Source organism: Fluctibacter halophilus, assembly GCF_020687825.1.
Lineage (GTDB): Bacteria > Pseudomonadota > Gammaproteobacteria > Enterobacterales > Alteromonadaceae > Fluctibacter > Fluctibacter halophilus.
Genome location: NZ_JAJEWP010000004.1, coordinates 242,677 through 254,523, shown reverse-complemented (window position 1 = coordinate 254,523; position 11,847 = coordinate 242,677). Strand labels below are relative to the sequence as shown.

The following is an 11,847-nucleotide window of genomic DNA, read 5'->3' as shown; positions in this document are numbered from 1 at the left end:
AGGCTAAAGGTATGTATTCGAACGCCAAGGTATTGGCGTTGTCGTTATGTGAGGTCAGCGTGATCCGCCATTATTTGCGTTTAATCCTGTTCATGATAGCCACATTGCTGGGCATTCAGGTGCCGGGTTTTGTCGATCAATATGCCAAACGGGTGGATGCTCACTGGCAGGAGGCGAATCATAACCTGTCAGGGTTTCGCGCCACGGCGGAACAGTTTTTTAACGGCGATTTGTCCCGTCTTGTCGCCCATTACCGCAGCAGCAACGACCCGGTGTTTGTACGTGATGCAGATACCATTGCCGGACTTATCCTGCGGGTTGAGCGTCTTGCCGCTGAACGTCAGCATTTACAGGCTGGGCCGATTCAGCGGGTGTGGCATGTGGCAACCGATCACATAAGACCGATCTTTGAGCAAACCCTGCGTCAATACACTTACGTTGTGATCCTGGCACCGGAGGCCATCTTGTGGGGGATTGCCCTGGCGGTGCTGATCAGTCTGATAGGTGACACGGTGTGTAGCGGGTGCGTCCGTTGTGTTCGTTGGGCCAGACACAGCCATTCGTGACTGAACGCATAAATTAGCCCTCTCATCGTCATCGGGTTTTGCCGCTGTCGTAACCATCTACACTGACATTGCCCGGTCAGTCACAGGAGACCCATCGTGCGTTCAGTCTTTGTCTTACTATTGGTTTTTTGCGCTGTGGGTTGCGCGGTTCAACAGCCTCTCAGCGTAATGCAGGGGCTGACGGTGACCGGTCAACATGCCTTGCAACGACAGGCACAGGGAAAAACGCAACGCTACCAGCTATTGGTGTCAGTACCTGCACAAACCACAGAGGCCCCGTTACCACTGGTGCTGCTGCTCGACGGTGGACGTAATTTCCCGTTGCTGGCCAGCTATGCGAGTTTTTTACAACTTGAAGACAGCATGCCGCCGGTGATTGTCGCGGCACTGAGTTACGGCGCTGATAGCTTCGAGAAAGGCAATGGTCGTTCACATGACTACACGGCACCCGCCGTGGAGAGAGACTTTTGGGGCGGTGCTGCGGGTTTTGATGCCTTCATCACCGAGCAAGTGTTGCCGGTGCTGTCAGCCCATTATCCGGTAGATCCTCAACGTCAGATCCTGCTGGGTCAATCGCTGGGCGGGCAGTTTGCGTTGTACACGGCCATGCATGGCACATCGCCCTGGTCAGGTGTCATCGCCATCAATCCGGCACTGCACCGTAACCTGTCGTTCTTTTTGCAACCCAGCACCCGAAGCAGCAATGTTCCTGCCATCGCGTTGTTCAGCGCCGATCAGGATGCAGAGCGTTTTCAGGCGCCACTGCGCCAATGGATTGAGCGATGGCGTCGCGATCCTGCCTTGCCTTTGCATGTGACTCGCTTACAGGGCCACACACATCTGTCTGCCAATCCAGAGGGTTTTCGACAGGGGGTGCTGGCACTGTTGAAACAAGCCGAGCCCCCGTTGTTGACGGACAATGCTGAAGCACAGCAATCGCCATAAAAAAAGCCGCCTGACAGGCGGCTTTTTTACAGCAACGACGGCATCATTACACGCCTAAATAATCCATGATCCCTGATGCGGCTTTGCGGCCCTCATCGATGGCAGTCACCACCAGGTCAGATCCTCTCACCATGTCGCCACCGGAGAAAATCTTGGGATTGGATGTCTGGAAGGCAAATTTGCCGTTGGCAGGGGCACGTACCCGACCTTTCTCGTCCAGAATGATGCCAAAATCACCAAACCAGGATGCAGGACTGGGCTGAAAGCCGAAGGCAATGATCACCGCATCAGCTTCCAGTATATGCTCCGAACCTTCGACTTCGACCGGGCGACGACGACCCTCAGCGTCCGGTTCACCCATCTCGGTGCGTACCAGTTTGACCCCACAGGCACGGCCATTGGCGTCGACGGCGATGTCCAGCGGTTGCAGGTTAAACTGAAACTCAACCCCCTCCTCTCGGGCATTGACCACTTCCCGACGGGAGCCGGGCATGCTCGCCTCATCCCGACGGTAAGCACAGGTGACCTGTTTGGCCCCCTGGCGAATAGAGGTGCGTACGCAATCCATGGTGGTATCGCCACCACCCAGAACCACCACCCGCTTGTCTTTCATATCAATAAAATCGTCAGCCGACTTTTCCAGTCCCATCACCCGGTTGGTGTTGGCAATCAGAAACGGCAAGGCATCGTAAACACCCGGCACGGATTCGTTGTCGAAGCCACCCTGCATCGACTTGTAGGTGCCCATGCCGAGAAATACTGCGTCGTATTCGTCCAGCAATTGTTGGAACGGAATATCTTTGCCTATCTCGGTGTTGAGCTGAAACTCGACACCCATCTCGGTAAAGATTTCACGGCGTAATTTGATCACGTCCTTTTCCAGCTTGAATGATGGGATGCCGAAGGTCAGCAGTCCGCCGATTTCTTCGTAGCGATCGAACACCACCGGTTTGACACCGTTGCGCACCAGAATATCCGCGCAGGCAAGGCCAGCAGGACCCGCGCCGACAACGGCAACCCGCTTGCCGGTATCCACTACACCGCTCATGTCCGGACGCCAGCCCATTTTGAATGCGGTATCGGTGATGTACTTTTCGATACTGCCGATGGTCACCGCGCCAAAATCGTCGTTCAGGGTACAGGCTCCCTCACACAGGCGATCCTGCGGACAAACCCGGCCACAAACTTCCGGTAGGCTATTGGTTTTGTGAGACAGCTCAGCCGCTTCGAGAATTTTGCCTTCGTTGGCCAACTTGAGCCATTGTGGAATGTAATTGTGAACCGGACATTTCCATTCACAATACGGATTCCCGCAATCCAGGCAACGGTCAGCCTGCCCTTCGGTTTGTGCCTGACTCAAGGGCTGGTAGATTTCTCCGAACTCACTGCGCCGCACCTTGATGGGTTTCTTGGGCGGATCTATGCGCTCGACATCGACAAATTGATACACATTTTTTGCCATAACACTCTCTCCCTTACTGAGCCTGCACGCGCAATTCTGCGGTTGAACGACTGATGTGGCCCAGCAGGTTTTTGACATCGCTGGTTTTGGGTTTGACCAACCGGAAGCGCTGCAATTGTTGCGCAAAATCGGTCAACAGAGACAGTGCCCATTCACTGCCGGTTTCCTCGTAATGTTGGTTGATAAGGCCGCGCAAATGCTCAGACAGAATGCCCTTGTCTTCGATTGGCATGACATCGACCAGTTCGCCGTTGACGCGCTGAGTCAGATCATCATGGGCGTCATACAGGTAGGCGAAGCCCCCGGTCATCCCTGCACCGAAATTGACACCGACACTACCGAGCACAGCAACGATACCACCGGTCATGTATTCGCAGCAGTTGTCGCCGGTACCTTCGACCACAGCAATGGCGCCGGAATTACGCACCGCAAAACGTTCCCCGGCGCGTCCGGCGGCAAACAGTTTGCCCCCGGTTGCACCGTACAGGCAGGTATTGCCCATGATGGCGCTGCTGTGAGGATCAAAACTGATGTTGCCGGACGGGTGTATCACCAGCTTGCCACCGGTCATGCCTTTGCCGACATAGTCATTGGCGTCACCTTCGAGCACCATTTCCAGTCCGCCGGCATTCCATACCCCGAAGCTTTGTCCGGCGGTACCGGTCAACTCGATGCGAACCGGTTGGTCGGCCATCCCCTGATTGCCGTGTTGTTGGGCAATATAGCCTGACAACAGTGCACCCACAGAGCGATCGGTATTGCGAATTGAGTAGCGCAGCTGCGCGCCCGACAGGCTGTCAACCGCGTGCTGGGCATCCGCCAGGATTTGACGGTTCAGATCGCCTTTATCCAACGGTGCATTGGTGGTTTGTGAACAGAACAGTCGGGTATGTTCGCCGGCTTGGGGTTTGGCCAGAATCGGGCTCAGATCCAATTTGTTCTGACGGGCGGTTATGCCGTCAACCACGTTGAGCAATTCCGTGCGGCCGATGATATCTTCCAGTCGCTCGACGCCCATCCAGGCCAGAATTTCTCTGACTTCCTGAGCGACAAAGCGGAAATAGTTCATCACCATTTCGGGCAAACCAATGAAATAGTTATCCCGTAGTTTTTCGTCCTGAGTGGCCACGCCAGTCGCACAATTGTTGAGGTGACAGATACGTAAGTACTTACAACCTAAGGCAACCATCGGGCCTGTACCAAAGCCGAAGCTCTCAGCGCCCAGAATGGCGGCCTTGACCACATCCAGACCGGTTTTCAGACCCCCGTCCGTTTGTACCCGCACTTTGTGGCGCAAGCCGTTTTCAACCAGTGCCTGTTGAGTTTCAGCCAGGCCAAGCTCAAACGGGCTACCCGCGTATTTGACCGAGGTTAACGGACTTGCTCCGGTGCCACCGTCGTAGCCGGAAATGGTGATAAGATCCGCATAGGCTTTAGCGACACCGGTGGCGATGGTACCTACACCAGGCTCTGATACCAGCTTGACCGAGATCAGCGCCTTGGGGTTGACCTGCTTCAGGTCAAAGATAAGTTGCGCCAAATCCTCGATAGAATAAATATCATGATGGGGTGGTGGTGAAATCAACGTCACGCCGGGTACCGAATAGCGTAGCTCCGCAATGTAGTTGTTCACCTTGTCGCCTGGTAGCTGGCCACCTTCGCCGGGCTTGGCGCCTTGAGCAACCTTAATCTGGATAACGTCGGCGTTAACCAGGTAATGGGGTGTGACACCAAAACGGCCTGACGCCACCTGTTTGATTTTGGAGTTTTTCTCGGTATTGAAACGGGCCGGATCTTCGCCACCTTCGCCGGAGTTGGATTGTCCACCCAAGCGATTCATCGCAATCGCCAGCGCCTCATGGGCTTCCGGACTCAGGGCGCCGATAGACATGGCTGCAGTATCAAAGCGTGGAAACAGGGCTTCGGCAGGTTCTACCTTGTCAATGTCGATAGATTCCCGGTCCGGCGAAATGGCCAGAAGATCCCGGAAATGGCTCGGTTTGCGTTCGTTCACCAGTGCCGCATAGCGCTGGTAATCTTCATAACGACCGGATTTTACCGCCACCTGCAAGGTGGTTACCACGTCCGGATTGTAGGCGTGGTATTCACCGTCGTGAACGTATTTGAGCAGGCCACCGTGGGGCAGGGGCTTGCGTTTCAGCCAAGCCACTTTGGCGAGGTTTATCTGATCCTGTTCGAAATCCTGGAAACCGGCACCCTCGATTCGACTCGGCATACCTTTAAAGCACAGTTCGGACACTTCTTTATTGATACCAATCGCTTCAAATAACTTTGAGCTGCGGTAACTGGCGACCGTGCTGATCCCCATCTTGGACATGATTTTGTACAAGCCTTTGTTGATCCCTTTGCGGTAATTGAGCACCGCCTGCATCGGGGTAATGTCCAGCTCGCCCTGTTCCACCATCTGTTCGATGGTTTCATAGGCCAGGAAAGGGTAAATCGCCGTCGCGCCTAAGCCAATCAATACCGCAAAGTGGTGAGGATCCCGCGCACTGGCGGTTTCCACCACAATGTTGGCATCGCAGCGCAGGGCCTTGTCGATTAAGCGGCGTTGCACGGCGCCTACCGCCATGGCCGCTGGGATCGGGATACGGTTGGCTTTGATCTGTCGGTCTGACAGGATCACAAACGCGGCATGCTTCTGTTTGACCAGATACTCGACTTCATTACATACCCGCTCAATGGCCTTTTTCAGACCTTCTTCGGGAGCATAATTGAGGTCCACGATTTCCGAGTAGTAATGCTCCGGATCATAGTCACGCAACTGTTTTAAATCGGTGTACATCAGAATGGGTGAATCAAACAACACCCGATTGGCGTAGCCGGACGTTTCGCTGAACACGTTTTGTTCGCGGCCAATACAGGTGGCCAGTGACATCACATGGTTCTCTCGCAATGAATCAATGGGCGGGTTGGTCACCTGGGCAAACTGCTGACGGAAATAGTCATACAGGGTACGGGACTTGGTCGACAACACCGCCATCGGTGTATCGTCGCCCATTGAGCCGACAGCTTCCTGACCGTCTTTGGCCAGCACCTTGATGACCTGTTGCAACTCCTCATAACTGTAGTTGTACAATTTATGGAAGGTCGCCATCATGTCGTCGCTGAAGACCCGCTTACCGATCAGACTGGCGTCGCATTTTTCAATCGGCAGCAGGCGTTTAATGTGCTTGTCCAGCCATTCCCGGTAGGGGTGACGGGCTTTGAGATCTTCGTCAATTTCGTTGGAACGCCAGATTTTGCCGGTATAGGTGTCAACGGCGAGCATTTCCCCCGGACCTACCCGGCCTTTTTCCAGCACATCCTGGGGCTCGTAGTCCCAGATGCCGATTTCCGATGCCAGGGTAATGATCCCGTTTTTGGTCAGCACATAACGGGCCGGACGTAAGCCATTGCGGTCCAGGTTACAGGCCACATGGCGGCCATTGGTCAGCACGATGCCGGCAGGACCATCCCAGGGTTCCATGTGCATAGAGTTGAACTCGTAAAAAGCCCGTAATTCAGGGTCCATGGTGTTGTTGTTCTGGTATGCCGGTGGAACGAGCAGGCGCATGGCACGGAACAGATCCATGCCTCCGGCCAGAAACAGCTCCAGCATGTTGTCCAGTGACGAGCTGTCTGAGCCTTCGAGGTTGACGAAGGGGGCTGCATCCTGCAGATCCGGTAGCAATGGGGTTGAGAATTTGTGCGTTCTCGCCATGGCCCAGTCACGGTTGCCACGGATGGTATTTATCTCGCCGTTGTGGGCAAGAAAGCGGAACGGTTGCGCCAGCGGCCAGCGCGGTAGCGTATTGGTTGAAAAGCGCTGATGAAACACGCAAATCGCTGATTGCATATTCTCATCGGCCAGATCCAGATAAAAGCGTGGCAGATCCTTGGGCATCACCAGCCCTTTGTAGATGGTCACCAGCGCTGATAAACAGGCAACGTAAAACTCGCTGTCACTGGCCAGACGCTTTTCAGCCCGGCGACGGGCCATAAACAGGCGACGTTCCAGATCCCGTTTACGCCATCCCGGTGGCGCGTTAACAAACACCTGCTCAATTTGCGGTACGCCGCTGGCCGCCAGATCGCCCAGAACGCTGTGATCGACGGGCACCTTGCGCCAGCCCACTACGCTGAGGGTTTCTTTTTGCAATTCTTCATTGATAACGGTTCGCGCAGCCTCAGCCAGCGCGTCGTCCTGATTCAGGAAGATCATGCCCACGCCGTACTTTTTGCCCAGCTTCCAGCCATTTTGCGCAGCAACATGCTGGAAAAACGCATCGGGCTTTTGCAGCAACAGTCCACAGCCGTCACCGGTTTTACCGTCTGCCGCAATACCCCCACGGTGTTGCATGCGATCGAGACCCTCGATCGCGGTCTGAACCAGCGAATGGCTGGGATCACCGTGTATATGGGCGATCAGGCCGAAGCCACAATTGTCCCGTGAATCATGGGGATGATATAAACTCATTAATGTAAACTCCTTCAACCTTCGACCGGGCAGGGTATGCAAAAAAGCCCATCTGAGGGCGATGTCGGGCAAGCGTTGAACTGCTGTGCAGCCGGTTATTATTGTTATGCTGCTTGCCTGACGTCTTTGTATTATTTTAGTCGTCGTCGGTGCGTTGTGGACACTCGCTTTTTTTAGAATTTTTATGCTGATTGGCGAGCGGTCAGCCAACATAACCAGATTGCCAAAAGAAATCAATCCACTGACTGAACGGTTTTTACTTTCGTCCCACCGACGGCCCTTTCGGAATCTATAGAAACACAATTAAAACAATGCTTTAGGTTATTTAATTGTCAATTTGGCTATAATTAATAGCCAAACATCCTAATGAAAACAGAATGTTAACAAAGGGCTAACAAAGGGTTTAAAAGCAGAATGAATGGTCAGGAATGACGGTGCTGAGTGGCATAAGTATGCAAGTGTTGTGCATATTACGTTAACGTAAAGGTAATGGTACTGTGTCGGTACGTTTTTTTTCACGTCGCGGCCTGTTTCTTGGTAGCATGGGCCTCCATTCAATTCGTTCCCTGTGTACTTTTTATGCAAGAAAAACCTCCAATCGAGTCGTGGGCAATCCGTATTGCCCAGTTGGTAAGCCGCTGTGGCACGCTACGTATCAGTATTGTGTTTGTCATTTTGACCTTGCTGTTTACATTGGGCGGTTCCTACGCGCTGCGCATGAGTATCAGCGGAGAAGTCGAGCTGGAGGATTTTGTCAGTGCCATTATCCTGACCATGCTCAGCGCTCCCTGGGTGCTGTTTTTCTTCAGTGAACTGGTTAAGCAGTTGGAGCAGTCCCGTCATAGCCTCAAAGAAGTGGTTTGCCAATTGGAGCGCCTGAGGGAAGAAGATGTGCTGCTGAACCGGGAACTGCACAACAATATTTCCCAGCTCAACCATGAAATTGAGCAGCGCAAACAGGCACAGGAAGAACGTGAAGCGGTGTTGCGGGACCTGGAAAATGAAATTCGCGACAAATCTGAAAAAGAACAGCAGGCCAAGCGTCTGTCCACGTTGCTGCGTTCAATCATCGATGCCTCGCCCGATTTGATCTACTACCGCAATGAAGAAGGTAAGTTTGCCGGTTGTAACCGTGTCGCCGAACAGATGACCGGCAAAACCGAAAAGCAACTGATTGGGCTGACACCTCATGAAGTGTATGACGAAGAGCTGGCGTTGCAGGTAGTGGCCAGTGATCAGGAAGTGCTGGAATCAAATGCCAGTATCACCGAAGAACTGTGGCTGCGTTTTGCCGACGGCAGGTTACGCTATTTTGAGATGCGTAAAGTGCCGTTTTTTGACAACGACGGTACCCGCCTCGGGTTGTTGGCGTTTGGCCGTGATATTACTGCCCGTAAGCGGGCTGAAGATGCCGTTAACAAAGCCAGCAAGGACAAGACGGCCTTCATCGCCACCATCAGCCACGAATTGCGTACACCGCTGAACGGTATTGTGGGGTTGAGCCGGATGTTGCGGGATACCCATTTGTCTGAAGAGCAGTTCAGTTGGGTCAGTACCATTTATGCCAGTGCGATCACTTTGGGGAATATTTTTAATGACATCATCGATCTCGACAAGCTTGATCGTGATCGTCTGGAGCTGCAACTTAAAACGGTCAACCTGAAAGAGTTTACCCAGGAAATCAGCAGCATCATTGAATTGTTAGCGGCTGACAAAGGCCTCAAATTTGAATCCCAAATCATTGATCCGGTGCCCAACACGGTTGAAGCGGATGGTACTCGCGTGCGTCAGGTGTTGTGGAACCTGCTGTTCAATGCGGTCAAATTTACCCAGAAAGGCAAAGTCAGTTTAACCATCGAAGCACAGGATATGGGCAAGGGCATGAGCAATGTAAAGTTCATTGTGCGTGATACTGGCGTGGGGATCCCTAAACAGGAAATCGACAACATTTTTGCCATGTACTATCAGGTCAAACACCCTGATCATCAGATGGCTACAGGCACCGGTATTGGGTTGGCAATCTGCAAGGAAATGGTCACCCTGATGGGCGGTGAAATCAAGGTGAATAGCGTGGTGGGTGAAGGCACGTGCTTTACCGTGGAGATCCCTGTGCAAATCAGCAATAAGCCGATGCAGCTGGCCGAGCTGCAGGTCACGGGACTGAACATTTTGCTGGTCGAAGATATCGAGCTCAATGTGATGGTCGCCCGCGCATTGCTGGAAAAACTGGGCCAGAAAGTGGATGTGGCGATGAACGGCAAAGACGCCATTTCGATGGCCCGCGCCACCCAATATGATCTGATCCTGCTGGACATTCAGTTGCCGGACATGACCGGTTTTGATGTGGCCTCGGTGCTGCACGAAGAGGGCCTGGTTGAGCAGACCCCGATCGTGGCGCTGACCGCCAATGTGATTAAAACCCGCGAAGAATACCTCAACAATGGCATGGATGATGTTATTGCCAAACCGATCAAAAAGAGCCGCGTGATTGACGTGTTCAATCAACTGTTTGTCGATGAACCGGTTGCGGTGCAATGTTCGGTGCCTGAGGCGGTAAACGCCGAGCTTGAATCGATTCTGGATCTGGAACTATTGCAGATGCTGGTGGACACCATCGGCCATGAAATGGTGCGTACCAGCGTTAAGGTGTTCCAGGAAAACATGCCCGAATACATGGAAATCCTGCAACTGTCACTCAGTGCCAATGAGAAAGAAGATGTCTGTGCCCATGCGCATAAAATTAAGGGGGCTGCCGGCTCGGTCGGTCTGGCCCGGGTGCAGAAGATTGCTAATCAGATCCAGCAAGGGGACCATCCAACCTGGTGGGAGAACGTGCACGACTGGGTTGAAGAGCTACAGATGGCAGTACAACAGGACATGCAGAAACTGGATCAATGGATTGATGCCCAGCACATTGATGACTGAGCTGGCTAGGTTATAGCAGCAACAGGGTTGCGGTGCCGAGAAAGGCGAAAATACCCACGACGTCGGTGATGGTGGTCAGGATAACGCTACCCGCCAGGGCTGGGTCGATTTTCATTTTCTTCATGATGATGGGTAGCGTGGCCCCGGCCAATCCGGCAGCGACCATGTTGACCATCATTGCAAAGGCAATCACCCCGCCCAGGGCGAAGTCTTGCTTCCACAGCGCAATGACCGACGCAATCAATAACGCCCAGATAATCCCGTTTAAGGCACCGATAGCGAGCTCTTTACTGACCAACCAGCGGGAGTTGCTGGGACTGACGTGACCCAGTGCCATACCACGGATCACCAGCGTCAATGTCTGGTTACCCGCCACACCGCCCATGCTGGGCACTATGGTGTTAAGGATCGCCAGCACGGCCATCTGGCTCAGGGTGGCTTCGAACAAATCACTCACTGCCGCCGCCATCAGGGCAGTGACCAGGTTAACCGCCAGCCACACAGAACGGCGCTGGGTACTTTGCATGACCGGTGCAAAGGTATCTTCTTCATCATCCAGACCGGCCATACTCATCATCGAGTGTTCGGCATCTTCACGAATAATATCGACCACGTCATCGATGGTGATACGGCCGACCAGATGGTGATGCTCATCCACCACCGGAGCCGAAATCCAGTCGTAGCGCTCAAACAGTTTGGCCACGTCTGTTTCTGGCATATGGACCGGGATCGCTTCGGGTTCCTCGTCCATTAGCTCATCTACCGTAATGTCGGGTACCGCGGTTAACAGGCGGGTGACAGGGACTTTTCCGATCAGGCGGTCGGTGCGGCTGACCACATAGAAGGTGTCGGTATCTTCAGGCAGTTCGCCTTTAAGGCGCAAATACCGCAGAATAACGTCCACCGACACGTCCGGGCGCAATGTTATGGTGTCGGTGTTCATGATGAAACCGGCGGTGTCCTCTCCGTAACTCAGGGCCTGTTCCGCACGTTGCCGATCCTGCTCATCCATCGACATCAACACGTCCTGGGATACCGACTCAGGCAAGCTACTGAGGGTTTCTGCCAGGTCATCGGTATCCATGTCCTCCAGCGCGTCGACCACTTTCTCAGGCACCATCTGACGAATGATGCCGTTACGCACATCTTCGGAAAGTTCTTCAATGACATCGCCATAGAAATCGGCATCAAGGAGTTGCCACAACTCACTCCGGGTCCTGGCGGGACTGGACTCAAGTAACAGTGCAATATCACCGGGGGGCAGACTGTTGAGCATCTTGCGCACATGCACAAACATACCACTGGCCAGCGCTTTATTGATGGCCTGTAGCTGAGTCTGTGCGTGTTTGGATTCGAGGGCTTCGCCCATGAAAGCGCCTTAAGAGAGATGCAACTTATTGATTATTTTAGAGTAACATCAGGTGCAGGTCAGCAACTAAATAGTGCTTTAATGGCATGGATAAAAAAAG

General features: G+C 53.4%; 6 protein-coding genes. 3 read left to right on the top strand and 3 right to left on the bottom strand.

Features of this window, described 5'->3' with window-relative positions; genetic code table 11:
• Positions 1 to 11 precede the first annotated feature (11 nt).
• Both LJ739_RS14315 and LJ739_RS14310 read left to right on the top strand, forming a co-directional pair.
• A complete protein-coding gene (locus tag LJ739_RS14315; RefSeq protein ID WP_229161572.1) occupies positions 12 to 566 on the top strand; it encodes a DUF2937 family protein in 555 nt (184 codons plus the stop codon).
• A gap of 96 nt (positions 567 to 662) precedes the next feature.
• Positions 663 to 1,511: an alpha/beta hydrolase gene (locus tag LJ739_RS14310; RefSeq protein WP_229161570.1), complete on the top strand. Its 849-nt coding sequence runs from the start codon at positions 663 to 665 to the stop codon at positions 1,509 to 1,511.
• A 46-nt stretch (positions 1,512 to 1,557) separates the two neighbouring features.
• On the opposite strand, the gene LJ739_RS14305 is transcribed toward LJ739_RS14310, so the two are convergent.
• Positions 1,558 to 2,973 (bottom strand): FAD-dependent oxidoreductase, encoded by a 1,416-nt coding sequence (locus LJ739_RS14305; protein WP_229161569.1) that lies wholly within the window; start codon positions 2,971 to 2,973, stop codon positions 1,558 to 1,560.
• A 13-nt stretch (positions 2,974 to 2,986) separates the two neighbouring features.
• The gene (gltB, locus tag LJ739_RS14300; protein ID WP_229161566.1) at positions 2,987 to 7,453 is read right to left on the bottom strand and encodes a glutamate synthase large subunit; all 4,467 of its coding nucleotides are present in this window, start codon (positions 7,451 to 7,453) and stop codon (positions 2,987 to 2,989) included.
• Positions 7,454 to 8,032: 579 nt separating this feature from the next.
• On the opposite strand from gltB, the gene arcB reads away from it, so the two are divergent.
• Positions 8,033 to 10,378, top strand: coding sequence for an aerobic respiration two-component sensor histidine kinase ArcB (arcB, locus tag LJ739_RS14295; RefSeq protein WP_229161563.1), 2,346 nt, complete (start codon positions 8,033 to 8,035; stop codon positions 10,376 to 10,378).
• Positions 10,379 to 10,388: 10 nt separating this feature from the next.
• Here the strand turns inward: arcB and mgtE are convergent, their stop codons facing one another.
• Complete coding sequence (gene mgtE / locus LJ739_RS14290) at positions 10,389 to 11,747, bottom strand: magnesium transporter (protein WP_229161560.1); 1,359 nt, start codon at positions 11,745 to 11,747, stop codon at positions 10,389 to 10,391.
• Between the last annotated feature and the right edge of the window lie 100 nt (positions 11,748 to 11,847).

Coding starts and splice junctions, on each gene's coding strand:
- arcB (WP_229161563.1), top strand. CDS start 8,033: ATGCAAGAAAAACCTCCAATCGAGTCGTGGGCAATCCGTATTGCCCAG.
- LJ739_RS14315 (WP_229161572.1), top strand. CDS start 12: ATGTATTCGAACGCCAAGGTATTGGCGTTGTCGTTATGTGAGGTCAGC.
- gltB (WP_229161566.1), bottom strand. CDS start 7,453: ATGAGTTTATATCATCCCCATGATTCACGGGACAATTGTGGCTTCGGC.
- LJ739_RS14305 (WP_229161569.1), bottom strand. CDS start 2,973: ATGGCAAAAAATGTGTATCAATTTGTCGATGTCGAGCGCATAGATCCG.
- mgtE (WP_229161560.1), bottom strand. CDS start 11,747: ATGGGCGAAGCCCTCGAATCCAAACACGCACAGACTCAGCTACAGGCC.